Raw genomic sequence first — 25,502 nt, forward strand, 5'->3', positions numbered from 1 at the left:
TAAGGGCTATGAAGCTTATACAGCAAGCACTTTAGGTTGCTTGTCGCCCCTTGAAAAACTAATATCTGGAATATGCCGCAAATAGGTAGCTGCGGCTATTACTGTCTCTAAACCTTGCGTTAGTGCGATGTTCCCAGAATACATCACAACAAATTTGCCATCGAGTTGATGAACTGTTCTCCACGAATTGTTTTTAGCTAAGGGACGGACAAAATTAACATTCACCCAATTAGGAATACAAAGAACTTTTTTTGCACTTACTCCCTTATTGATTAAATTCTCACGAAAGCCCTCGGCTATGACGCTAATCTTAGTGGCATTTTTATAAGCAAACTTTTCTATAATTTCGCAAAAGCGAATCATTAATTTATTGGTCATCAATCCGACGCGCACAGCCGCTTCTGGTAATATGTCCTGCACATTTAACACCACGGGACACTTATAAAACAATCCCAGCAGAGTTGCTGGTAGTGAAACTAAAAGTGGCGGTACTGTTAATAAAATTAAGTCTGGTCTTTCGCCGTTAAAAGCTTGTGGCAAGCTAGTCACGATAAAACTTAACTCTAGTAATAATCTATCTATTAATTTAGGTTTAGACTTAATTCTTAGGTAACTACGTTGGATAGTTACGCCATTCTTTTGTTCTGTAACATACCACTTACCTTTGTATCCATCGTAAATTTCCCGTTGAGGATAATTAGGCATTCCTGTAATCACTCGCACATGATGTCCTCTCTCTACTAAACCTTCTGCCAGTTCAGTCATCAAAGGTGCAATACCGATTGGCTCTGGATAATAATTGTAGGAGTAGATGAGAATGTGCATGATTTATTATTAATTTTTCTAATGTTTAACGGAAATTATTTTCGATATAGTTGGAACACTTCAGTTAACTAACAATATATTATTTGTAGATTTGTAATCGGAAGCTATATTTAATATTAAAACTGATATTGATATTGCCTAGTTTTCTAGGATAAAAACATAAGAATATATATATTTGGAAACCTCATTCTCAGCTATCCAATTTTAAAATACACATTACATATTATTTATAATAAAAATACTGTAGGCATAAATTTATCTTATGTTTTAATTATTGCTTTTCATTACTCAACTCGTATTGTAGCTTTGTAGCTCAGTTTTTTGAGGGTTTTTACTGATGGTTTATCAAATCTTTAAATTTTTCACGAAATTTCATTTAAATCTTAAAATCTCATAAATATATATTATTGGTGGACATTTCCCTTATATAAATAGACTTTTATGTAAAAAATTTTTAGAATTTGGTAAATTTATAATACTTTTAAGCCTAAGAAATGTGAAATAAGCCAAACATTTACACATTTGTTTGTGTATTATCGAGCGAATAGATTAGGTTTACCACTCATTTATTCATCACTACCTATTGAAGCAATTCCTGAAAATGATCACTCCAATACTCAAACTGGGGAAACGTGAAACAACAATAGGGTGTGTTGTCTTACCATGCGCCGCGCCATGTTGACATTTGGCGAAACGCGTTGATCTACGAACACACCCAAGACTTCTTGTTTTTTAATGTTGATCTAGTTTGCAAAAGGCAAAAGGCAGTAGCCGGAGGCAAGCCGTAAGGCTGGGCAAGATATATCTACGACACACTCCGCATAAGCCAAGCTTCCCCCAGAGAAGGTAGAGAAGGAAAGACAGCTTTTTTCATCAGTTCGTGAGGGCTACTTATGTTTGCAGTAACCTACCTGAATTTGGCTATGCTAGTCTTGCAGTAGCCAAATCGCGGATTAAATTTGTTCTAGACGATAGGTAACTGTTTACGGAATTGATTTCTTCAATACTGAGGGCTTGTTGACTATTAAGCTGCCTCAACAACTGCTTGACCAAATCTGTATCATTGAGGCGAAGAAGAGTGCTGGACTGAGTTTGTTCAACCAAAGACCAAATTTGACGTAGTGTTTTTGAGTTTACGGGGCAGACTTTCATCGCAATCACTCCCTTTACCGCTACCGCATATAAATGCTGTTAACAATCTAAAAAGAATCTTAAATTGTAAAATCTAAAGAAAACCTTAAATATTACAAATATTTACTAATTAGATGTAAATCTAAATGAAAGCTTAAATATCGTTATTAAATCGGGGTCAGCTATTATATAGACCCCAAACATAAAATCTTTCGGGGGTTAACTTCTGTGTAAATAGAAGTTAACCCCTTATTAATACTCAGTTCAGAATATTTGTAGTAGTGCTGTCTCAATACCCATGATATTGCTTCACGCTATGAAACATTTGATGCTCACGAAGCCCTTCGTTTAGCACGACGTTTAGTCTTGTTTGATTTATAACTAGTCAAATTTTCTTTGATGAAGAATGATATACCGTATAATTCCTGAAGTTACTATCTCTGCTAATTACGTAAAGCTGATAAATAATTTGCATAAAAAAATACAATTATTTTAATTAAATAAGTAATAATACACTAGCTTAGTGGTATTCTATTGTTCTAGATATTTCTTTGCCGTCAAAATTAACTGACACTATGTCTCCAAGTATAAATTAGGAAATTCCGTATAAATTGGAAAATAAAGTTAAGTATCTCAGCCTAAGTATTTATGGGTTGGTAAAATAGTGATAATTTTACCTTGGGTATTTACTGATGAAATTTCTTGTGTATTTGTGTAACGCTCACTAACGATTCGATCTCGCTGAGTTATGTACATATACGGTACTGTTGTCTGGATGAAGGTCTACATTTTGATCTAAAAAATTTCAGGTTAGTTGATTAGGTTCTCAGTGAAATTCTTTAAAAATAGATGAGTTTAATAAGACAAATGACACCTTTGTCTTAGTAGTGAGTCAAAAGCTATGTATAAATTAAATGAAAAACTTTAAATTGTGCCTTTGTAGTAAAAACTTACTAAAGCTGGCTTAAGCATAGATAAATTAGTTAACTGAATTAAAAATGACTTATATTAAGAGCGCCTTTCAAGAATTTCTTGTCACCATTGAGGGTTTTGACCAGTTACCAAGTGAGGAACTGACTCAAATCCTCAACAATTTACAGCCATTTCGCTATCGCATTGGTCAAAAAATTATTGGCAAAGAAAGAACGCCAGAACGAGTAACAATTATTTATGAAGGTCAAGTGCGGCTGTTGGGATTTGATCCGCAAACGCAAGTTCCGACAACCCTTAAGTTGATGAAACCAGGGGAAATCATTGGCGAAATTGGGTTATTGCGGGATGTGGCTTGTGAAACTGCGATCGCCTCTGCCGATGAAGTGATAGGCTTAACCTTAAATGCCACAGACTACTTACGTTTGTTGGAGTCATACCCAGGTTTTGCTCACGCACGCCAAAACCAAAGCTACATCATTGAGATTTTCGATGTTTTGAGTTCCCAGTTAGCTAACCAAGCTAACGTGATTAGTAACCTTGATGAACTAACTGCACAAGCTCTAGAAAATGCCAAAATAGATTACCTTCCACCAGGGAGAAATTTCTTCCATCAATTAAATAGTGAAAGCATTTGGTTTGTTAGTGGCGGAACAGTCACAAATTACCCCATAGGTTCTCGCCTAGAACCTAGTGATGGAAATCGGGTAATAGAAGTTCAGGGAGAAAGTCCGGCGCGGTTAGTGGGTTTAGAGCCTGTAGATTTATTGTTTTTAGAGAACGATTATCGCTCCGGTGGAGAACTTACCGTCTATGATAGTTCACCCACAATTACAGAAACTTTAGATATTCCCTACGCTAGCGAAGAAGAACTTCCTCAATCAAGTTCTGTTCCCAGCAATGCTAAACCAAGACAAAAATTCCCCTTTGTTCGGGGTAAAGGTGAATTAAATTCTACCTTTGCTTGTTTTCAAATGCTTACCAAGCACTTACAAATTCCCTTCCGCAAAGAAGTAGTGCGCCGCATTTTGAATGAGCAAATGAAGCGTCAAGGAACCATCTCCTTCCCCGCTTGCGCTTACCTCTCCGAGTTAATTGGACTCAAAGCCAATCTAGTTGATTTACCTGCGGCGGCTATTACCCGTGTTCCTACCCCCGCCTTAGTCCGTTATGGTGATGGTTATGCGGTTTTGTATGCGGCTGATGCCAATAATGTAGTTTTAGGTGTACCATCCCAAGGGATAGTACGCTGCAAACCCGCACAGATACTTGAGCATTTAAATATTGTCGAAGACAGTTATCCCCCACAAATTAGGGTATTGCTGCTGTCTGCTACCAAAGAAACACCACAAGAACGCTTTGGTTTACGTTGGTTCATACCTTACTTATCTCGCTATCGCCGGGTTCTGATTGAAGTTTTTATTGCTTCTTTTTTTGTGCAGTTAGCGGCCTTAGCCAATCCCTTAGTTATTCAGCTCATCATTGATAAAGTCATAGTCCAAAACAGTATTAGTACCCTGAATGTTTTGGGAGTTTTGCTGTTAGCCGTTGGGGTATTTGAAGCAGTTCTCACCACCTTAAGGACTTACTTATTTGTCGATACTACCAACCGTATCGATATGGGTTTGGGTTCGGAAATTATTGACCATTTATTACGGCTACCACTGCGCTACTTTGAAAAGCGTCCAGTGGGTGAACTGGCTACCCGCATCAACGAATTAGAAAATATTCGGCAGTTTCTCACTGGGACAGCGTTGACAGTAGGTTTAGATGCAGTCTTCTCCGTAGTTTATATCATTGTCATGCTGTTTTATAGCTGGCAACTTACCTTAGTTGGTTTAGGAACGATTCCCATATTTATCATTATCACCTTAATTGCATCGCCTACAGTGAGCAGACAGTTACGTTCCAAAGCCGAACGCAACTCAGAAACCCAATCCTATTTAGTTGAGGTGATGTCTGGGATTCAGACGGTGAAAGCGCAAAATATCGAATTGCGATCGCGCTTTTCCTGGCAAGAGCGGTATGCTCGATATGTAGCAGCAGGGTTTAAAAATGTCATCACATCAACCCTCGCTAACTCTACTAGTCAATTTCTCAACAAACTCAGCAGTTTACTTGTGTTGTGGGTGGGTGCTTATTTGGTACTTCAAGGTGAACTAACTTTAGGGGAATTAATCGCCTTTAGAATTATCTCCGGTTATGTCACCAGCCCAATTTTACGCCTAGCTCAACTTTGGCAAAGCTTCCAAGAAACAGCATTATCCCTAGAACGGTTGAGCGATATCGTTGATACCCCCCAAGAAGCCGAAATTGACCGCTACAATATTCCCTTACCCGAAATTCAAGGGTCTGTTAAGTACGAGAATATTTCCTTTAGGTTCGCACCAAGCGGCCCTTTACAACTATCCAACGTCAATTTAGAAATCCCCTCTGGGAAATTTATCGGTATTGTCGGACAAAGCGGCTCCGGTAAAAGTACGATGATGAAATTACTGCTGCGCTTGTACGATGTAGAGTCCGGCAGAATTTTAATTGATGGTTACGATATTGCCAAAGTAGAACTATATTCATTACGTCGCCAAGTCGGTGTAGTACCCCAAGAAACCCTGTTATTTGATGGGACAGTACAAGAAAATATTGCCCTGACAAACCCCGATGCTAGCACTGACGAAATTATCGAAGCGGCGCGAGTAGCAGCAGCCCATGAGTTTATTATGAGCCTACCCAACGGGTATAATACCCGCGTAGGGGAACGTGGGGCTGGACTTTCTGGGGGACAAAGACAGAGAATAGCGATCGCCCGTTCTGTCCTCCAAAGACCTAAACTATTAGTATTAGACGAAGCTACCAGCGCTTTAGACTATCCTACAGAACGACAAGTTTGCCTCAACTTAGCTAAAGCCTTTCAAGGTAGCACAGTATTCTTCATCACCCACCGCCTTAACACCGTCAGTCATGCAGACATGATTGTGGTCATGGATGCAGGGAAAGTTATAGAACAAGGAAGCCACCAAGAATTGATGGCGGCTAAAGGTCATTATTTTTACCTGTACCAACAACAGGAAGTGAATTTGTAATTGGTTATTCCCCAGTCCCCAGTCCCCAGTCCCCAATCCCCAGTCCCTTCTTCAAAACTACTATGACTCAACTCAATAGCGATCGCCGTAACGGTAATAATAGTAATGGGAAGCAAAATAAGATTGTCAAAATTGATGATCAAGCTTCACCACAGGCAAGCAAAGCTTTAGTTAAACTTAACCAAAACGACTTTGAGCAATCTGTCGTCCTGCGCCAATCTCCTCTTTGGTCACGCACAATTATGCTGACCCTGATAGGATTAGCTTGTGTAGGTATTGGTTGGGCATATTATGCCAAAATCGAACAGGTAGTACCAGCTACTGGTCAACTGAAACCAGAAGGTACAGTTAAAGAAGTACAAGCACCAGTGAATGGTGTAGTGAGAGAGGTTTTTGTTAAAAATGGAGAGACAGTTAATAAAGGTCAGCTACTATTAACCTTTGATCAAGTTACCACTGTCGCCCAGTTAAATTCATTAGAAAAAGTTAGACGTGCCTTAACTCAAGAAAATCAGACATATCGCCGCTTGATGAGATCAACAGGTGGCATTGCTTCTGAACTAGAATTTGTCCGCAGTCGGTTACCACAAGAAGCAACTTTTCTGTTAAGAAATCGTGCAGCGCTAGTTGCCGAAAATGAATTGCTACGCACTCAATTAAATAATGCTACCACGGGTATAGGTTTAGATAGTGACGAACAAAAACAGCTAAAAGTTGCCAAAACTGAATTAGAATCTCGTGCAGCCGCCGCAGGACTAGAAGTTGCCAAAATTGAAAAACAACTAACTCAAACAACGGTAAAACTCCAAGACACTCAATCTAGTTTGGCAATCCAACAACAGATTTTAGATAAGATTAAAATCTTAGCAGAAGAAGGTGGTATTTCTCAGCTACAGTATCTCAATCAACAACAGCAGGTACAGACTACAGCAGCAGAAGTTTCCCAATTACTTGAAGAACAGAAACGCCTGCAATTTGATATTGAAAAAAACCAGCAGCAGGTTACTAATACTGTCGCTACTACTGACAAAAATATTTTAGAGAAAATTGCTGATAACAAAAAACGCATTGCAGAAATTGATAGTCAATTCATGAGAATTGTCCTAGATAATGAACGTAATTTAGCCGATATCACAAGCAGAATTTCTCAAGCTCAACAGGAACTTAAATACCAAGAATTACGCGCGCCTGTAGCTGGTACAGTCTTTGATTTGAAAGCAAATAATACTGGATTTGTGGCGAATCCTACACAAAAATTATTGCAAATCGTCCCTAATGAAAACTTTATTGCTGAGGTTTTCATCACCAATAAAGATATTGGTTTTGTCCGCAAAGGAATGAAAGTAGATGTCAGAATTGACTCTTTTCCTTTCAGCCAGTTTGGTGATATCAAAGGTGAAATAATTGATATTGGCTCAGATGCCTTGCCACCGGACGAAATATATAAGTTTTATCGCTTCCCTGCCAGAATCAAACTAAATCAACAATACTTAAAAATCCAAGATAAGCAGATTTCCTTGCAGTCGGGTATGTCAATCAGCGCTAATATCAAAGTCAGGGAAGAACGCACAGTCATGAGTCTGTTTACGGAAATGTTTACCAATCAAGTTGATAGTTTAAAACAGGTGCGTTAAATAGTTCAGATGTCAGGCATTTAACTTACACATATTTTCGTATCGACAGTTGACAGTTGACCCTTATGCTGTATGGGCTTTCCTAATTTTGAATTTTGAATTGATATAAGCTGATGTATCCTCAACGTATTGAACCTCAACCGGGACAAGAATCTGTTTGGGACTATCCTCGTCCCCCTCGCTTGGAGGACACAAGCAAACATATTCAGATAATTTTTAATGGGGTAATCATCGCTGATACCCAAAATGCCAAACGTGTTTTAGAAACAAGCCATCCGCCTTCCTATTACATTCCTCCAGGGGATATCAAAATGGAACACCTCATCCCTACACCACAATCGAGTTTTTGTGAGTGGAAAGGATTAGCCGGCTACTATACCATCCGTGTGGGGGATAAAGAAGTGCAAAATGCAGCCTGGTTCTACCCTAATCCGACCACAGCATTTGCATCGTTACAAGATCATGTCGCATTCTATGCCCACCTTATGGATGCTTGCTATGTTGATGGCGATCAGGTGGAACCACAACCAGGGAATTTTTATGGTGGTTGGATCACAAAAGATGTTGTCGGCCCCTTTAAGGGAATTCCTGGTAGTTGGGGATGGTGAAACGTTTTTAGCTAGCGCCTGGCTGGAGGTGTTTTTTCAGTAGCAATGATGTGTAAATCGATGTTTTTTAGCAAGCGGACTAACTTGTGAGTTAAAGAGCCTTTGAGGAGAATTTGCCAGCGCGATCGCTGACTTTCACCGATGACGATTTGCGTAATACGATATTGTTCTGCGACTTGAGCGATCGCTGTACCAATATCACTACTAGTCACGCGAATAAAAGTACCTGCAAATTCTTTACACAATTTCTCACAAGTGTCGATGTGCAGGCTTTCTTCTTTGGTGAGGAAGTGTTCAGGATTAGCAACAAATACTACATATAAGGGTGCATTCATGTAGTTAGCAAGTCTTGCACCCCGACGCAACAGTTGTAAGGATTGGGGATAGGTAGAGACGCACACTAAAACTCGTTCGTGAATATTACAGAATTGACCATTGGGCGTAGTAGCATTTACCCCAGGTATCGCTTCTTCTTCTACATTGTCTGCTACTTCCCGTAAAGCTAATTCCCGCAAAGCAATGAGGTTACGACGTTGAAAAAAGTTATCTAGGGACTGTTGAATTTTTTGTGGTGCATAAATTTTCCCTTCCATTAACCTTTCTTGCAAAGTTTCTGGTGTAACATCTACAACCACAACTTCATCGGCTTCTTTCAGAATCCTGTCAGGTACACGCTCTCTGACAACCACACTAGTTATTTTTGCTACCACATCATTGAGACTTTCCAAATGCTGCACATTCATGGTGGAATAGACATCAATACCGGCGGCTAAGATGACTTCTACATCTTCATAGCGTTTTTCTCGTGGTGAACCGGGGACGTTTGTGTGAGCTAGTTCATCAACTAATACTAACTGGGGTGTAGATCCGTAGCGGCTTGTTGATAGACATCGCTTTAAAATAGCGTCCGTATCCATTTCAGTTAGTGTTAATCCACCTCTGGCTATTTGCTGGCGTGGAACAATTTCTAGCCCTGCGGCTTTATCAGCTGTCTCTTTGCGTCCGTGAGTTTCCAATAGACCAATAACAACATCAGTTCCCTCTTCTTTAAGAGCCTGTGCTTCTTCTAGCATCCGGTAAGTTTTCCCTACACCCGGAGCCATACCAATAAAAATTTTATGTTTGCCCCGTTTTACTGGATACATAGGAATTGGTCAATAGTTAAAATTTCAAAGTTAACCGTCAACAGTTAACAGTTCAAACTCCCAATCTTATCAGTTTTGTTGACGATTAATATCTTGCAAATCGAGAGCATAATTTAATCGCAGAACATTAACTCCTGGTTCACCAAAAATTCCTAAAAATCTACCATCAGTGAACTTATTAATTGCTAGCATAATTTCATCTGGTTGAACACCACGGGCGCGAGCAACTCTCTCTAACTGTTGTCTTGCAGCTTGAACAGAAATATGGGGATCTAAGCCTGAACCAGAACTATAGATTAAATCGGCAATAGGTTGAATATTATCATCGCGGAGTTGATTTGCTTCCTCAATGATGCGCTCAAGTAATGCAGGGTTACTGGGTGCTAGATTGCTACCACCAGATATACCTGTTGGCTTGGCTTTTCTGCCTTGACTATATCTAACTGCGCTAGGACGACTGTGAAAATATTTTTCGGAAGTGAATACTTGACTAATTAAGCTGGAACCTATTGGTGTTCCTTCGATATTTTCCATAATGCTACCGTTAGCTTGGCTGGGAAATAAACCCTGACCAACTACTAAAATAGCTAGAGGATAAATAATGGCTGTCACCAACCAAAAGATTAGAGTAATACGAATTGCTCTCAAAATTTCTCGAATAAAAGACATATTAATCAGTTCAAAATTCAAAGTTCAAAATGAAAGATAGTTACCCAAAGTTCCACTCGGTTTTAGGGACTTCTAAGTCAAAAAATGTTCTATTGGGATTGTTGACCGTTGACGGTTCACCGTTAACAGGTAACGGTCAACAACTTTAAACAGAATAATTTCTTTTTTGGATTTCCCTTAAACCCAAATTTCCTCATAACATTTTTCCGTTACTATCAGAATTCAATTTCAGATTTTGTAGGTGTAGATTTACCCCAGCTTAGTTGGCATTGTTAAAAGCGCTCTGGTTGAAAAATGACAACAAATAAGTAAATAACAAGTCCGGCAATCACCGCGCCTAAAATACCAAAAGCCCAGCCGGAGTTTTGATTTAGTGTAATACTGGTAGCTGCATAGACTCTGGGGTTAATGATGAGATGGCAACATAAAATAAGAGCGATCGCTCTTGTTAGCTTTTGTTTTGGCGATCGTGACCAAATATAGGCGATCGCCTCCGTAAAGTCTGCGGTGATTGCCTGTATCAAATCCATAATGAAAAACTTGTCATATCCATCAATTCCTTTTTTCATACTTTTTCTTATACACCCGCTTAAATTATTATTTAGTTAGAGACGCGATTAATCGCGTCTGTACAATTGTCTCGAATCATTTTTTCATGCCAACCCAACGATAGTAATTAATATATCTATCAACTTAATAGCGATAAATGGTGCAATCACTCCACCTAAGCCATAAATGAGAATATTACGTTGGAGTAACTGATTGGCTGTTAATGGTCTAAACTGCACACCTTTTAAAGCTAAGGGTATGAGAGCCGGAATAATTAAGGCGTTGTAAATCAACGCTGACAGCACAGCAGAATTAGTACTAGTCAAATTCATAATATTCAGGCTTTGCAGATTAGCCGCCGCAAAGATGACCGGAATAATGGCAAAGTATTTAGCAATATCATTCGCAATAGAAAATGTAGTCAACGCACCACGGGTAATCAGCAATTGTTTACCAATACTGACAATATCAATCAATTTTGTGGGGTCTGAATCCAAATCTACCATGTTGGCGGCTTCCTTAGCGGCTTGGGTTCCCGTGTTCATGGCTACACCCACATTAGCTTGGGCTAAGGCTGGCGCATCGTTGGTTCCGTCTCCCGTCATGGCTACGAGTTTGCCTTGTGCTTGTTCTCGTTGGATGACGCTGATTTTATCTTCCGGTGTGGCCTCGGCGATAAAGTCATCAACTCCGGCTTCTTGGGCAATGACAGAAGCAGTAATGTGGTTATCGCCAGTGAGCATAATGGTACGTACTCCCATTCGCCGCAACTGGTCAAATCGTTCCCGAATGCCAGATTTAACAATGTCTTTCAGGTAGATGACACCATAAATTTCGTTATCTAGGCAAACTGCTAGGGGTGTACCACCCTGTTGGGAAACTCGCTCATAGGCTGCATCTAATTCTGGGATAGTTTGCCCATTACGAGAACGAACAAATCCTTGAATCGCACCGACTGCTCCCTTTCGCGCTTCCCGTCCACCAGGTAAATTAGTGCCACTCATCCGTGTTTTGGCAGAAAATTCTACTGCTTGGGCTAGGTTGGGATCTAGGTCATACCTGATACCTAATTTTTCAGCTAGACGGACAATTGATTTACCTTCTGGTGTATCGTCAAAAACACTAGCAGCCCAAGCAACGCTGGCTAATTGCTCTACAGAGTAACCATTAATGGGAATAAACTCTTCAGCCAAGCGATTACCTAAGGTGATTGTGCCAGTTTTATCTAACACCAGGGTATTAATATCACCGCAGGCTTCTACTGCCCGTCCGGAGGTGGCGATGACGTTAAATTGAGCGACTCTATCCATACCAGCGATGCCAATAGCGCTGAGTAACCCGCCAATGGTGGTGGGGATTAAGGCGACTAACAGGGCAATTAAAGTCGGGACATTAACTGGTGTATCAGCATAGTAGGCAAATGCAGGTAGGGTGGCAATCACAAATAGAAATACCAAGCTCAAAACTGCCAATAAGACCGTCAAAGCGACTTCATTTGGTGTTTTGCTGCGTTCTGCACCTTCTACTAAGGCAATCATTCGGTCAATAAAACCTTTACCTGGGTCAGATGTCACCCTGACAATCAGTTCATCGGAAATAATGCGTGTCCCACCAGTAACGGAACTGGCAACATCTGAGCCTGATTCTTTGAGGACTGGGGCAGATTCCCCCGTAATTGCTGATTCATCGACGGAGGCGACACCCATAATTACTTCTCCATCGGCGGGAATGATATCGCCAGCTACTACATATACAGTGTCGCCTTGTTTGAGATTAGAAGAAGGGACTTCTCTAATTGTGCCATCAGGAGAAAGTTGTTTGGCGATCGCCTCTGATTTAGTTGAGCGCAATGTATCAGCTTGGGCTTTACCTCTACCCTCGGCAATGGCTTCGGCAAAGTTGGCAAACCAAACGGTAAAAAACAAGATCCCGGTTAATAACCCATTGAAAAGTTGGGGATTTTTCTGTTGATTGGGGCCGAATAAGTCTGGGTTGATTGTGACTGCTAAGGTGACGAGTGTTGCTACCCAAACCACAAACATGACAGGGTTTTTAATGGCAGATTGAGGATTGAGTTTAACAAAAGCATCCTTAATTGCCCTGGGGTAAATTCCTTTGGTTTTGATTCTAGCTTTCTTACGTGCTTGTCGGCGATCGCTCGGACGATTACGGGGGGGTTTAGTTTTTGGGGTAGGTGCCACTGGATTCATATACAATTCAAAATTCAAAATTCAAAATTCAAAATTCAAAAACTCCTGGGGAATAGGATTTTTTTGCTCCCCTACCCCCTGCTCCCTGCTCCTCTGCCGCTTCTAGCTACCAGAGGCTAGTTTAAAACCTTCGGCGATGGGGCCTAAGGCTAGGACGGGGAAGAATGTTAAAACTCCCAGAATTAAGACTATGCCGGCGGTGACGGTGGTGAATAGTAAGGAATCGGTCTTCAGGGTTCCTGGGGTTTGGGGTACGGTTTGTTTATGAGACATACTATCAGCCAATAGCAGCATGGCAATGATGGGGACATAGCGGCCTGTGAGAATGCTGACACTGGTGCTGAGATTCCACCACAGGCTATTGTCGGTCAATCCTTCTAAACCGGAACCATTGTTAGCACTGGCGGAAGCATACTCGTAAACTACTTGGGAAATGCCGTGGAAGCTGGGGTTACTGATGCCGGATAGGGAGAAAGGATAAGCCAAGGCGATCGCGCTGGGAATTAAGACTACTATGGGGTGAATTAGTAATATGAGGCTAGCCAGGACAATTTCCCGCTTTTCGATTTTGCGTCCAAAAATTTCTGGGGTACGTCCTACCATGAGTCCTGTGAGAAACACGGTGAGAATCAGGTAAATGAATAGGTAAGCAGTCCCGGTTCCCTGACCACCCCAAATAATTTGCAAGAATAAGTTAAATAAAGTGGCAAATAGCCCTTGAGGCATTAAGGAATCGTGCATTCCGTTGACTGCGCCGCACATAGTAGCAGTTGTCATAACTGCCCAAAGTGCTGTTTCAGCCCAACCAAAGCGGACTTCTTTACCTTCTAAATTGGGCTGTTCTATTCCTAAAGCCCCATTAACTAAGGGATTTCCTTGGAGTTCGCCACCTGCGGCTACCCACACCAGAATTACAAAGACAATAAAGACCATCCAGAATAATAGCCAAGCTTGTTTGATATTTTTGGCAAATACACCATAGGTATAAATCATGGCTGCGGGGATCGCAATCATGGCGATGGTTTCAATTAAGTTAGTAGCGCCGTTGGGATTTTCAAAGGGGTGGGCGGAGTTAGCTGCAAAAAAACCACCACCGTTTTCACCCAACATTTTGATCATCTCGAAGGATGCTACTGGGCCTCTAGCGATGTACTGGGTTCCCCCCTCTAAGGTGGTGATAGTCAAGGTTTCGCCTATTGTCTGCGGTACACCTAACACAACTAAGGCGATCGCACCAATTACCGAGATGGGCAATAATATTCTGGTCATCCCACGGGTAAGGTCAACATAGAAGTTCCCCAGTTTTCTGCCTGTTAAGCCACGAATAAAGGCAATACCCACAGCTAAACCAGTGGCGGCTGAGGTGAACATTAAAAATCCCAAGGCTGCTACTTGGGAGAAGTAACTGAGGGTTGTTTCGCCCGCGTAGTGTTGCTGATCAGTATTGGTAACAAATGAAATTACTGTATGCAGGATGATATCCCAACTAGGCACACCTAAACCGTTGGGATTCCAAGGTAATAACCTCTGAAAATATATCAGCGAATATACTAAAATTCCCATGAACAGATTGGTGTATAGTATTGCGCGGATATACTGCCAACCAGTCATCTCATCTTTAGGACGAACACCTGATATTACATAGACACTCCGCTCTATGGGATTCATTAAACGATCAAGTATTGTTCTTTCTCCCAAGAACACACGGGCTATATATCTACCTAAAACCGGAGTAATTGCTATGACAATACACAGCGTTAAGCCAATTTGTAACAAACCTTGTCCCATTTATTTCACGCCCAATTCCAATTGAGTGCTATACCGTTAATTATTTAGATATAAAAAATAACCTGTTTACTGATAAGAGTGTGAGCAATTTGGCAACTTCTCGGTTAACCACAATTCAATCTACACACTTTACTTGTTTCAACCATTACTATTTTTTGGATACTGTTTAAAGTGTCCATCAAGAATATTTAAATTTTACTTTTACTCATATTTTTGATTGTGAATACATCTGTTTATACAATACATCCTCAAGATTGGCTACTTTATAATCTGTAAGATTTACTTGCTCAAAAGTAAAACGCAAGTATAATATTACACGCATCATGATAGATACTTAAGAAAAAAATATGATAAAAATCAAATTCTCTACCCTCAGTTTGATTAATATTTTTGGTTATGCAATCAAGAATTTAATTTAAATCCCAAAACTTGAGAATTAGTATATTAAAAAGAATACCTGCTAACATGACTAAAAAATATATGTTAGAACAAGAATTATTGATAGCTAATGAACCTAAATATTATCAGCAAAATATCTTAATTATAGGTGGAGGCCCTTCAGGTCTTGCTACCGCATTAATTCTAGCTAAACGCGGTTGGACAAATATTACTATATTGGAACAGCGAGCCACAGCCGATTATTATGAACCTGACAAGTCATTTAATTATTCAATAGATGGTCGGGGACAAAAGTTAACAGATTATCTAGGGATCACTCCTATTCTTGCAACTTTAGGCGTTTCATCCCAGGAATTTTATTTAACGAGAATTGCCCCTGATGGCAGCAAAAAATCATCAAAATTACCTGTTATCGACCCTAAACGAAAAACTGCATATTGGATTACCAGAAAAGCTTTTGTGGGGATGTTATATCAGCAAATTGAACAGCACTGGCAGGATTGTATAAAAGTAATGTTCAATGCTAAGTGTGTCAAAATTAACAAATTAGCTATCAATAATGAAGTAGAGAAATTAGAAGTTGTGGCTCAGGTGGGTAACGATAATTTCGTCAAATTTGAGCCTAGTCTGTTAGTTGGGTGTGATGGTTTGCGCTCAGTTGTCCGGAATACTTTAGCAGAGTGGGACACTTCTGGATTGCACAAATTTCAGATGCAGCAGTTCCCCTCTGCTAGTTCTGGTTTGCGGTATAAAGTGTTAAGCTTGCCACCGAAGCCATCTTTGGATCATCGTGGCGAAGAACACGCTGTGAACGAAATGGCTTATATTATCCTGGGAGCTTTACGTGGTCGTCAGCATTACTTACGTCTCGGTTTACTACCCGTAAAAAACCCAGAGGAACCAAGAACTGCGAATGTCATCGCCTTACCAGACCATGAACTGTGGAAGTTACAGGATGGTGAAGCAATTTACGGGTTTTTCGAGAAATCTTTCCCTCAGTTGCCCATTCGTAAAATATTGTCCCCCGAAGAAGCAGACAGATTTGCCAAAAGTGAAGGTGGTTATTTCCCTAAACCCCAATACTGCGGTGGATTGCAATTTTTATTGAGACACAAGCCAGAAATTAAGGATACTTCTGCTGTTGGAGTAGTGTTGTTAGGCGACACTATCCATTGTTTTCCGCCAGATATTGGACAGGGGGTAAATGCGGCTTTGGAAGATGTTTGTGTCTTGAATGAGGCGCTTTCTCAGACTAATGATAATCTCTCACAGGCACTACCTTTATATGAGTCCTTGCGCCTTGCTGATGTCAAAGCGGTTACCAAGCTGGCTCAAATCGCCTTTCCCTGGCAATATGGCCAAAACCCCTTCCGCACTAGGTTATGGAGTATCAACTTTTTTCTCAGACTTGTACTTAGTCGTCTGTTACCCTTCCTATTTCATCCACCAGCATTTTTCCTCGTCCAAAATTATCGGCTTTCCTACCAAGAAATCTTGGCTAAAGTCGAACGTACTAGCCAGAATTTATATCTACTAGGGCTAGTAGTTGGGTGCGGATTGTTGGTTGCAGGTGGTCGCTGGCTATTTGTGGCATCACATAATATTTAATGGGTCTACATCTATAGTTAAGCTGACACCATCAGGACAAAGTAGGCGTACTTCGTCCCAGTCTGGTAATTGGGGTAGTGCTTCGGGGGCAAACTTGAGTAATATCTGCCAGCGATAACGGTTTGCTACCCGCATCACACTAGCTGGTGCTGGGCCTAATAATTCAAATCCTGGGTTAGCATTTAATACTGTGGCGATCGCACCAGCTGTATTCTGTACTTGTATAGGATCGAAGCTACTCAGCCGCAATAAAATTAACCTGCCATAAGGCGGATAATTCAGGGCTTGCCGTTGTTCTAATTCCGCCTGTACAAAAGATTGATAATCGTGATGCCTGACTGCTTCAATTACTGGATGTTCTGGCGTGTAAGTTTGCATAATCACCCTACCAGGGTCATCACCTCTACCAGCCCTACCAGCTACCTGAGTCAGGGTTTGAAATGCCCTTTCACTGGCGCGATAATCTGACAAGTTCAACAGTCCATCGGCCGCAACAACACCCACAAGTGTCACCTGGGGCAAATCTAACCCCTTAGTTAACATTTGCGTCCCCACCAATAAATTCGCTTCCCCATTGGCAAACTGAGTCAGTAGGGTACGGTGTGCGCCTTTGTTGCGGGTAGTGTCACTATCAAAGCGGATGTATTTTAACCCCGGAAACTGTCGGCTTAATTCCTGGGCGACTCGTTGAGTACCGCTACCGAAAAATTTCAGGTAAGGTGAATTGCATTCTGGGCAGTGTTTGGGATGTACGCTTACATAATTACAGTAATGACAGCGTAACAATTGGGGCGCGCCTACTTCTGTTTGGTGATAGGCCAGGGACACATCACAGTGAGGACACTCCACTACATAGCCACAACTGCGACAGGACACAAAGGTACTATGTCCCCGACGATGAATAAATAAAATCCCCTGTCTTCCTGTTTGTTCCAGGTGTTGTAAAGCTGCTTGTAATGACCGACTAAATATAGAACGATTCCCATCCTGTAACTCTTGCCGCATATCAACTATTTCTACCGGCGGTAGAGGGCGGGAGTTGATACGTTCGGGGAGAGGGGAGTAGTGAGTAAGGAAGAAATTTTGATTTTCTTCTTGCCCCCCTGCCCCCGAAGTTCGCCCGGAGGGAAAACCTCCTTGCGACTTCTCTTCCTGCCCCCTGCCCCCTGCCTCCCTCCTCACACTCACCCAACTTTCTAAGGAAGGTGTGGCGGAACCTAACACAAGGGGACAGTTTTCTAGTTCTGCACGCCATTGGGCGACGGTGCGGGCGTGGTAGGTGGGGATGGGAGAGTCTTGTTTAAAGCTGGAGTCATGTTCTTCGTCGAGGATAATTAAGCCCAAGTTGGGTAAGGGTGCGAAAATGGCGCTACGTGTGCCGATGACGATTTGGGGTGTGCCGGTGAGCATTTGCCGCCAAGTGTCGTAGCGTTCACCGTCGGAGAGGGCGCTGTGATAGACGCTGATTTTATTGTTGCCAAAACGGGCGCGGAAACGGTCTGTGAGTTGGGGTGTGAGTCCGATTTCGGGGACTAATACTAGGGCTGATTTGCCTTGTGCGAGTATTGGAGCGATCGCTTGCAAATATACTTCGGTTTTACCTGAACCTGTGACCCCATGCAACAATACTTGAGCAAATCCATTCAGCCGATGGATAGTTGCTAAGGCATTCTCTTGAGCAATATTTAATAACTTCGGTGTATCTAAATCTAATACTTGCCCTTGTTCTGTTCGCAATATTTCTCTTTCTTCTATAGCAATGTAACCTTTTTGTTCCATCGACTTCAGGGTAGAGGAACTGGTACTACAAATTTGTAACAATTCACTGTGCCATAGCTCACCGCCCCGTCTCCGCAATACTTCCAAAATCTCCCTTTGGCGATTGGTTAAATCACGGTCAACTGTATCAATTAATATAACTGCTTTTTGCAGTTTTGGGCGATTTGTCCGGGGCGGTTCTAAGTAACTTTCTACTAAACCTATGCGTAATAATTCCCGCATCCCTCGATAAGTAGCTTTAACTTTTTGTTGCAAATAATGGAAACTATAATCTCCTGATGGTTGAGATTGTAGTAATTGAAGAATTTGCTGTGCTGGGGGGCTTAAAAAAGCAACTGATAGTTGCTCATTTTGTCTTTTTATCAAGCGGACACGACGTTGCGATCGCCCTAATAATCCTGGTGGTAATGCTACTCTGATTACCTGAATTAAAGGTGTGTAGTAATATGACGCTACTCTATTTAATAATTCCCAATAAGCACTAGCAAAAAAACCAGAAGTTACTACATCCTCTACTTCCCGTATCTTGTCCTGTGCTAGATCAATATTGGGTTCTGCCAATAACCGAATGGCGATCGCGCCCAATTGCTGGGAGCCAAAAGGTACACTTAATATATCTCCTGGTCTGATTTCTAACTGACTTGGTATTCGGTAAGTGAATAATCCTGAATTGCCAGGAAAGTCTACTAATACTTCGACATACTGATTTTTATTGGTTGTTACTCGGTAGAATTCCTGATTTTCATTCACTGCTAAATCGGGAGAATTGATGTCATTAATATACATAGTTCTTGAATTTTAAAGATAAATATTCCTATTGCCTTAAACTCAGGCAACAAAGTTCCCTTAGCTCGTTATATTTTAATTTTTCTTTCTTTAGAATAAAATTGTAATTCAAAATACTTTTATTAGTTATAATACTTGATAAGTTTCCTCTTATGTAATCTACTAGACAAATTAAAACTAACCATACGTGCAATAAATATTTGAAGTCGAATATAAAAAATAAAACTATCTACCTGCCTATTTCTGAAATAGTTCACATAACTACTAAATAGGGAATAGCCTTTTTTCCGCCCATTGATAGATATTCATTCCTTTGTCTCTATGAGATGCTTTTATACAAACAATTTTGTGGGATTAGTAACTTGCCTAACTATTAGCATTTAAGAAAATAACCAAGCAACTGATTAACTTTAAACCAACAAATATTATGATTGCAGTTATGTCTCTCAACGAATAAAGCTAGAAAACTTTATAAAAGTATATAATTATTAAAAATAAAGGGGACTTTTCCCATATTTTTTTCTAATTGTTAATTTAGAGAAAGGTTGAGGGGGTTTAACAGATTAAATGATTAATAAAAAAATAAGCAATATATCTGTTGGAAACTGAGAAAATAAAATTTGGGTGCAAAACTAAATATTTCTGAGAATTCTAATATAGTAGCAGCTATAAACAGGCGGCTAGGAGTTATTCCTAACTGCTAGAAATTAATTACATGAACCTGAAATTTGCTACTTAGGAAACATGATTTTAGTTAGGAAAACCAACCATTCTCAGTAGTTAACAGTTGTCATGAAATTATGTACCAAACAAAGCATGAATCCCTCAAGGAAACTATGAATATTGCTGAATTGGGAACAATGGAAATAATAGAGAGTGTTGTAGAACATGAAGAACACTCTCTTGATGCCTTAGAACTGATAATAGAAGAAGAACCCCCAATAACAGACAATTTAGACTCAGAGGAACGTGATAGCGGGGATGAAATGGCGGCTGCCCGGCCTTCGGGCTACAATAAAACCGAGCATGATGATGCAGTAGGTGCTTTCTTTAAAGAAATGGCACGTTATCCACTGCTAAAACCCGATGAAGAGGTAGAATTAGCCAGAAGAGTCAGATTTTTAGAAGAAGTTAGAGATTTACAAGCAGATTTGCAATTGCAATTAGGGCTACATCCAACAAAAGCCCAAGTAGCTGCTCAACTAGAGATAACAGAAAAACAATTAGAAAATCGATTGTATCAAGGTCGAGTAGCGAAACGTAAAATGATTCGCTCGAACTTGAGATTAGTAGTATCAATTGCCAAGCGTTATCTGAATCGGGGAGTACCTTTTCTAGATTTAATTCAAGAAGGTGCAATGGGATTGAATCGAGCTACAGAGAAATTTGACCCCGATAAAGGATATAAGTTTTCTACTTACGCTTACTGGTGGATTAGACAAGCGATTACGAGAGCGATCGCTAATGATGCCAGAACCATCCGCCTACCCATTCATATTGTAGAAAAACTCAACAAACTCAAAAAAGCCCAACGGGAACTCAAACAAAAATTTAGCCGCAACCCTTCCGAAGCAGAAATGGCAGAAGCTTTGGAAATTAGCGTTCCACAACTGCGCCAACTGCAACAACTCCGGCGACAAGCCCTCTCCCTAAACCACCGTGTCGGTAAAGAAGAAGATACCGAACTGATGGATTTATTAGAAGATGAGGATAACTTATCTCCAGAAGCAAAAATGAACGAAAACATGATGCGTCAGGAGATTTGGGAAGTTTTAGGTGATGTCCTCACCCCCAGAGAAAAAGACGTAATTTCTCTACGCTATGGTTTGACAACCAGCGAACCTTGCACCCTGGAGGAAGTCGGGAATATGTTCAACTTATCCCGCGAACGAGTCCGCCAAATTCAAAGCAAAGCCATGCGTAAATTACGCCGCCCACACATAGCCAAACGTCTGAAAGGTTGGTTGATTTGAGCTAGGAACTGGGTATCAGAGTTGGGATTTTAGTATTTTTACTTAGGACTCATAACTAACCTGACCATTTTTTATTCTGCCAAGAGTCATGAGTTAAAGAAATTACGGGATACACCCGTTAGGCGATGGCGTTCCGCCCATAGTAGGCGATCGCTTAAACTATTGACTGTGGACTATCGACTATGAATAAATGACTGTGGGTAACGATTTGACTGTACGTTTTGCTGAACCTGCTGACAGCGAAACATTGTTTGGCTTAATTAAAGCGCTAGCAGAGTACGAAAAATTAACTCATGCTGTAACTGGCAACGTCCTCGCACTTCAAGAGCATTTATTTGGCTCCCAAAGATACATTGAAGCAATTTTAGCGGAATCCTCAGGTCAAGCTGTAGGGTTTGCCTTATTTTTTCATAATTACTCTACCTTTCTCACCAAGCCAGGCATTTATCTAGAAGACTTGTTTGTCCTACCCGAATATCGACGACGAGGCATTGGTAAAGCACTCCTCACTAAATTAGCCCAAATAGCCGTCGAGCGTGGTTGTGGACGACTAGAATGGAGCGTTCTGGACTGGAATGAATCAGCCCAAGCATTTTACCGCCGCATGGGAGCAACAATATTAGATGATTGGCGAATTTGCCGCGTTACAGAAGAAGCAATGAGCCAATTAGCCGAGGGGAAGTGAAGAAGGCAGGGGAGCAGGGGAAGCAGAGGGAGCAGAGGGAGCAAGGGAAGTAAAAAAGAATAACTATGGACTATTGACCAATGACAACCGACAACTGACAACTGACAAGCAACTATTTAAGTTTGACAGCTTGTCATTTGACTATGACAGCAGCTCAACTGACAATAATTGAGGATGATATTGGTCTGAATGAGCCTTATTTGCAGAGAGAACGAGACATGAAAAAGATTTTTTCCCTAGTACTGCTAGGCATAGCACTCTTCACTTTTGCCTTCAGTAGTCCGGCATTAGCAGCAGACAGTGTAAACGGAGCCAAGGTATTCAGTGCTAACTGTGCTTCTTGCCATGCAGGTGGCAAGAATTTGGTTCAAGCCCAGAAAACTCTGAAGAAAGAAGACTTGGAAAAGTTTGGTATGTACTCAGCTGAGGCAATTATTGCTCAGGTAACAAACGGTAAGAACGCCATGCCTGCTTTCAAAGGTCGTTTAAAACCTGAACAAATTGAAGATGTAGCTGCTTATGTACTAGGACAAGCCGATAAGAGTTGGAAGTAAATTCCACTTCACAAGCAAAACTGACTAACAGATAGCGGGATTATTGTCCCGCTATTTTTGTCATCAAAGTTATGAGTAATAAGTGGAAAGCACAGAACCATTAATTCTGAATAGAACTTACGCATCAAGGGTTTGGAAAAGGGTATGAATCAATTCAAAATACCCTACGGGAAGCTAAAGCTACAAAATTCAAAATAAATGTTTTACACCCTTACACCCCTACACCCCTACACCCATATACCCCTACACACAAATCCTACTTAAATAAGATAATCTTCCACACTTGGCACATCTACCCAGCTACCAGTTGCATGAGATTGATGAGACAAATCCATTAATAACTGGGAATAAATACCTTCTTTTAAAGATGGTACTACTGGCTTTTGCTGATCAATTCCTTGTACCCATTGGTCTACTACCCGCAAGAATGCACAAATGCGTCCGTCAGTGTAATGTTGGGGAAATAGTAATTTGGATGGGATTTCTATTTCTTGCAGAGGTTGACCTGGTTGGGAACCCCAAACGCGAAAACCGTGGATGTAATCTTTTTGATTTTCACTACCAATTACTAGAGTACCGCGATCGCCATATACTTCCACCCAGTGTGTTCTAGAAGCATGAACAGCAGCACTGATAGTCACTTGGCAAGGTACACCATTTGCTAATTCTAGTGACAGCAAACAAGTATCATCCGTCTCTACTGCTCTTAACTCACCGCTAACAGGGTCAACCCGTTGAGGAATGGCTGTAGTCAAATGGGCATTTAATCTACGGACTGACCCAAATAAGCAATAAATGTAATCAAAAGCGTGGGAACCTAATGAACCTAACGCACCACCACCCTGTTCTTTAGAAGAATACCAATTCCAAGGGCGGGAAGCATCGGCACGAGAAGAACCCAACCAATCAATTCTAATCAGGCGAGGGGTTCCTACATAACCTGATGATAGAAGTTCAGCGAATAGTTGCCATGCAGGGACAAAACGAAACTCAAAATCTACAGTGGCAATCACACCTTGCTTTTGCGCTAATTGATATAATTCCTGTGCTTCAACGACATTTAAGGTGACAGGCTTTTCTAGTAGTAAATGTTTTCCTGCTTGCAATACTGTTTTCCCCATTTCATAGTGTAGAAAAGGTGGTGTAGCAATACTAACTGCTTGTACTTCTGGCAGATTAACAATATCAGCTATAGTGTCAAAGGCATGGGGAATATTGTTTGCTGCGGCAATTGCTTTAGCTTTATCAATATCGCGGTGATAAATCGCAACTATATCAGTACGATGATGGGCTTGAAAGGCGGGTATGTGAACTTTTTGACCAAAACCAGTCCCGGCGATCGCTATTCCAATTTTACCCTGATTTGCTTGTAATCCAGACACCATAAACTTTAAATAACTGAAAGTTTATGTGTAATTCTACGGCGAAGTAAGCTAGGCGTAACATCTTCAGCAATCTTTTCGTGCTGACTGGTAATTTAAAAGCGTAATAGCTTAGGACTTACGCACACAGGTTATCTGTTGAGACCGGGTGTAAGGGTTTCAAACATTTATACACACCAGAGTGCTTCGAGTCGGGAAACCCGCCCACGCAACTGGCTCCCCTATACCCCTATACCCTTCTCCAAACCCTTGATCTTTCGTTCTCATGCGTAAGTCTCATAGCTTAAAAATTATCAATGCTGTTGTGGCCCTTTGGCATCACATTCCTTACTCCAGCACCGTTTTAACATTCCAACGCGCCAACTATAGGCGAAACGTCGGGGATTAAGTTCTAAGTCGCGGTTGAACAATGGTTGGTTGAGATATTGCCAGAGGGGAAATTTAATTTTGTGGTGTTTATCAGCCATAGGAGGAGCAAGATAGTATAAAAATAGCTGTGGTAGTGGCTCACCATATAAAGAACAACTACCAGATAATGAATTTCTAGTTAAAGATGACATGATATACATCCAATTGTCCTGGTGACAATTGCGGAATTCTACCTAAAGTTTGATGCTCAGGAATTTTTATAAAATAAATATATTTAACATCGCCAAGACACTAGAGGCTAGAGGCTAGAATTTTCACTCAGTCAGGGCTTACACCTCACCTTGCTAACACCACTCAGTCCTCAGCACTCAGTTCTTAGTTCTCCGTATTTAGCCCTCACCATAGTTACTCTTGCGTTCTGATGGCTTGAGCTGCGAGATAGACTTTAGTCCATTCGCCCATGACTTGATGCTGTTTGAGATTTAATTGTTGGGCTACAGTTTCTATGGAGTTACCTGATTTTCGCAAATCCAAGATTTGTCGGCCAATGGGGGTTAGTTTTTCGTGGAGTTCTTGCCATTGGTTTTGTGTTAAACCCAAGTTATTTTCCTGTAAGGAAATAGCCAGCCAGTTATCTACGAGTTCTGGTTTACCCTTCAGGGCGAATACACGCACTGCATGGTAGCTGATTTTTTCTCGCAGTCGATAGATTTCTTTGATTGGTTTATTTAATTTCTTGGCGATTTCGTCTTGGGTTTTGCCTTGTAAATACAGTTTGAGCCACTCTACTGCGTCTGCTCCCAGGTTTTCTTGTAAGTAGTTGGCAAACTCTTGTTGCACCGTCTGGCGCAGTGCTTGTTGTTCTTCTATTTGCTGTGCTTCTTGATATTCGGCGATCGCTTGATTATCTACTAGGTTAACTCGATTGTCGTTGTCGTCTGTCAAGACTTCTTCGGAAACTAGCCTAACTAAGTCACCACCAGGGACTTGGGTTAACCCACCGCGTTGAGAACGGCGTAGGTAGTTGACAAAACGGTACACTAACAAGGGTTGATTGCGTACTGGTCGCAAGCAATATTCTTCTACAGTGGCAAATAGTAAAGTATCTTTGAGTCTCTTATCTAGAGCAACTTCTGCGATGTACGCCATTTGCTGCTGGATGTAAGTGTCATTTTGTAGCAACTCTTGTATTACCTCTTGTAATACGTCAAGAACACCACGTTGGCGATCGCGGCTAAGAGCAATCCAGGTTTGAATTTTATTCCGTAATGTGACTAAACTTCCCAGCCGAGTGATCAAGTTACGATAAGCACGTTCTCGACCTACACCCAAGTAGCGTTGACTTAACCCTTTGTTGTCACTTCCATGAGAGAATAATTAAGTAAAAACGCCGAAAGT

At 41.1% G+C, this 25,502-nt stretch carries 16 protein-coding genes and 2 pseudogenes; 7 read left to right on the forward strand and 11 right to left on the reverse strand.

The genetic code is table 11. The features are described 5' to 3' along the window. Positions 1-54: 54 nt before the first annotated feature. Positions 55-825 (reverse strand): annotated as a pseudogene (locus tag ACM5QX_RS26925) (glycosyltransferase family 4 protein); the annotation flags it as partial. Between the two features lie 921 nt (positions 826-1,746). Continuing rightward, entirely contained in the window at positions 1,747-1,977 is a 231-nt protein-coding gene (locus tag ACM5QX_RS26930) for a hypothetical protein (RefSeq protein ID WP_414756309.1), read from the reverse strand. Between the two features lie 977 nt (positions 1,978-2,954). Between ACM5QX_RS26930 and ACM5QX_RS26935 the strand changes: the two genes are divergently transcribed. The 3 genes from ACM5QX_RS26935 to ACM5QX_RS26945 all read left to right on the forward strand — a co-directional run bounded on the left by ACM5QX_RS26935 (position 2,955) and on the right by ACM5QX_RS26945 (position 8,208). Then, positions 2,955-5,966, forward strand: a complete 3,012-nt coding sequence (locus tag ACM5QX_RS26935) for a peptidase domain-containing ABC transporter (protein ID WP_414756310.1) — start codon at positions 2,955-2,957, stop codon at positions 5,964-5,966. 62 nt (positions 5,967-6,028) lie between these two features. Further along, complete coding sequence (locus ACM5QX_RS26940) at positions 6,029-7,600, forward strand: HlyD family efflux transporter periplasmic adaptor subunit (RefSeq protein ID WP_414756311.1); 1,572 nt, start codon at positions 6,029-6,031, stop codon at positions 7,598-7,600. Between the two features lie 113 nt (positions 7,601-7,713). Next, a complete protein-coding gene (locus ACM5QX_RS26945; protein WP_414756312.1) occupies positions 7,714-8,208 on the forward strand; it encodes a DUF427 domain-containing protein in 495 nt (164 codons plus the stop codon). A gap of 11 nt (positions 8,209-8,219) precedes the next feature. On the opposite strand, the gene ACM5QX_RS26950 is transcribed toward ACM5QX_RS26945, so the two are convergent. From ACM5QX_RS26950 to kdpA, 5 genes are all read right to left on the reverse strand, one after another. Beyond that, complete coding sequence (locus ACM5QX_RS26950) at positions 8,220-9,353, reverse strand: universal stress protein (protein WP_414756313.1); 1,134 nt, start codon at positions 9,351-9,353, stop codon at positions 8,220-8,222. A gap of 69 nt (positions 9,354-9,422) precedes the next feature. Continuing rightward, positions 9,423-10,022 carry a K(+)-transporting ATPase subunit C gene (gene kdpC / locus ACM5QX_RS26955; RefSeq protein ID WP_011318036.1) on the reverse strand — a complete coding sequence of 200 codons (600 nt, stop codon included), beginning with the start codon at positions 10,020-10,022 and terminating at the stop codon, positions 9,423-9,425. A gap of 272 nt (positions 10,023-10,294) precedes the next feature. Beyond that, the gene (gene kdpF, locus ACM5QX_RS26960) at positions 10,295-10,591 is read right to left on the reverse strand and encodes a K(+)-transporting ATPase subunit F (protein WP_414756314.1); all 297 of its coding nucleotides are present in this window, start codon (positions 10,589-10,591) and stop codon (positions 10,295-10,297) included. A gap of 84 nt (positions 10,592-10,675) precedes the next feature. Then, entirely contained in the window at positions 10,676-12,781 is a 2,106-nt protein-coding gene (gene kdpB, locus ACM5QX_RS26965) for a potassium-transporting ATPase subunit KdpB (RefSeq protein ID WP_414756315.1), read from the reverse strand. 102 nt (positions 12,782-12,883) lie between these two features. Next, positions 12,884-14,569: a potassium-transporting ATPase subunit KdpA gene (kdpA, locus tag ACM5QX_RS26970; RefSeq protein WP_414756316.1), complete on the reverse strand. Its 1,686-nt coding sequence runs from the start codon at positions 14,567-14,569 to the stop codon at positions 12,884-12,886. 480 nt (positions 14,570-15,049) lie between these two features. On the opposite strand from kdpA, the gene ACM5QX_RS26975 reads away from it, so the two are divergent. Continuing rightward, entirely contained in the window at positions 15,050-16,576 is a 1,527-nt protein-coding gene (locus tag ACM5QX_RS26975) for an FAD-dependent oxidoreductase (RefSeq protein ID WP_414756321.1), read from the forward strand. Here ACM5QX_RS26975 and priA read toward each other — a convergent pair. Next, a complete protein-coding gene (gene priA / locus ACM5QX_RS26980; RefSeq protein ID WP_414756317.1) occupies positions 16,562-19,141 on the reverse strand; it encodes a primosomal protein N' in 2,580 nt (859 codons plus the stop codon). The two genes, ACM5QX_RS26975 and priA, sit on opposite strands and share 15 nt — an antisense overlap. An 800-nt stretch (positions 19,142-19,941) precedes the next feature. Between priA and ACM5QX_RS26985 the strand changes: the two genes are divergently transcribed. From ACM5QX_RS26985 to petJ, 3 genes are all read left to right on the forward strand, one after another. Then, the gene (locus ACM5QX_RS26985) at positions 19,942-21,114 is read left to right on the forward strand and encodes an RpoD/SigA family RNA polymerase sigma factor (RefSeq protein WP_041456032.1); all 1,173 of its coding nucleotides are present in this window, start codon (positions 19,942-19,944) and stop codon (positions 21,112-21,114) included. 190 nt (positions 21,115-21,304) lie between these two features. After that, on the forward strand, positions 21,305-21,799 hold the full coding sequence (locus ACM5QX_RS26990; RefSeq protein WP_414756318.1) for an N-acetyltransferase family protein: 495 nt from the start codon (positions 21,305-21,307) through the stop codon (positions 21,797-21,799). A 218-nt stretch (positions 21,800-22,017) separates the two neighbouring features. Continuing rightward, positions 22,018-22,353, forward strand: a complete 336-nt coding sequence (petJ, locus tag ACM5QX_RS26995; protein WP_414756322.1) for a cytochrome c6 PetJ — start codon at positions 22,018-22,020, stop codon at positions 22,351-22,353. A 260-nt stretch (positions 22,354-22,613) separates the two neighbouring features. Here petJ and ACM5QX_RS27000 read toward each other — a convergent pair whose 3' ends face one another. The 3 genes and pseudogenes from ACM5QX_RS27000 to ACM5QX_RS27010 form a co-directional block, all read right to left on the reverse strand. Then, positions 22,614-23,738: a Gfo/Idh/MocA family protein gene (locus ACM5QX_RS27000; RefSeq protein ID WP_414756319.1), complete on the reverse strand. Its 1,125-nt coding sequence runs from the start codon at positions 23,736-23,738 to the stop codon at positions 22,614-22,616. 290 nt (positions 23,739-24,028) lie between these two features. Next, on the reverse strand, positions 24,029-24,295 hold the full coding sequence (locus ACM5QX_RS27005; RefSeq protein WP_414756320.1) for a hypothetical protein: 267 nt from the start codon (positions 24,293-24,295) through the stop codon (positions 24,029-24,031). A gap of 214 nt (positions 24,296-24,509) precedes the next feature. Then, positions 24,510-25,457: pseudogene (locus ACM5QX_RS27010) on the reverse strand (HetZ-related protein 2); the annotation flags it as partial. Positions 25,458-25,502: the final 45 nt, after the last annotated feature.

The organism is Anabaena sp. CCY 9910, assembly GCF_963920875.1.
Classification (GTDB): domain Bacteria; phylum Cyanobacteriota; class Cyanobacteriia; order Cyanobacteriales; family Nostocaceae; genus Trichormus; species Trichormus variabilis.

Coding starts and splice junctions, on each gene's coding strand:
- ACM5QX_RS26975 (WP_414756321.1), top strand. CDS start 15,050: ATGTTAGAACAAGAATTATTGATAGCTAATGAACCTAAATATTATCAG.
- ACM5QX_RS27005 (WP_414756320.1), bottom strand. CDS start 24,295: ATGTCATCTTTAACTAGAAATTCATTATCTGGTAGTTGTTCTTTATAT.
- kdpA (WP_414756316.1), bottom strand. CDS start 14,569: ATGGGACAAGGTTTGTTACAAATTGGCTTAACGCTGTGTATTGTCATA.
- ACM5QX_RS26940 (WP_414756311.1), top strand. CDS start 6,029: ATGACTCAACTCAATAGCGATCGCCGTAACGGTAATAATAGTAATGGG.
- kdpC (WP_011318036.1), bottom strand. CDS start 10,022: ATGTCTTTTATTCGAGAAATTTTGAGAGCAATTCGTATTACTCTAATC.
- ACM5QX_RS26935 (WP_414756310.1), top strand. CDS start 2,955: ATGACTTATATTAAGAGCGCCTTTCAAGAATTTCTTGTCACCATTGAG.
- ACM5QX_RS26985 (WP_041456032.1), top strand. CDS start 19,942: ATGTACCAAACAAAGCATGAATCCCTCAAGGAAACTATGAATATTGCT.
- priA (WP_414756317.1), bottom strand. CDS start 19,141: ATGTATATTAATGACATCAATTCTCCCGATTTAGCAGTGAATGAAAAT.
- ACM5QX_RS26930 (WP_414756309.1), bottom strand. CDS start 1,977: ATGAAAGTCTGCCCCGTAAACTCAAAAACACTACGTCAAATTTGGTCT.
- ACM5QX_RS26950 (WP_414756313.1), bottom strand. CDS start 9,353: ATGTATCCAGTAAAACGGGGCAAACATAAAATTTTTATTGGTATGGCT.
- kdpF (WP_414756314.1), bottom strand. CDS start 10,591: ATGAAAAAAGGAATTGATGGATATGACAAGTTTTTCATTATGGATTTG.
- kdpB (WP_414756315.1), bottom strand. CDS start 12,781: ATGAATCCAGTGGCACCTACCCCAAAAACTAAACCCCCCCGTAATCGT.
- ACM5QX_RS26945 (WP_414756312.1), top strand. CDS start 7,714: ATGTATCCTCAACGTATTGAACCTCAACCGGGACAAGAATCTGTTTGG.
- ACM5QX_RS27000 (WP_414756319.1), bottom strand. CDS start 23,738: ATGGTGTCTGGATTACAAGCAAATCAGGGTAAAATTGGAATAGCGATC.
- ACM5QX_RS26990 (WP_414756318.1), top strand. CDS start 21,305: ATGACTGTGGGTAACGATTTGACTGTACGTTTTGCTGAACCTGCTGAC.
- petJ (WP_414756322.1), top strand. CDS start 22,018: ATGAAAAAGATTTTTTCCCTAGTACTGCTAGGCATAGCACTCTTCACT.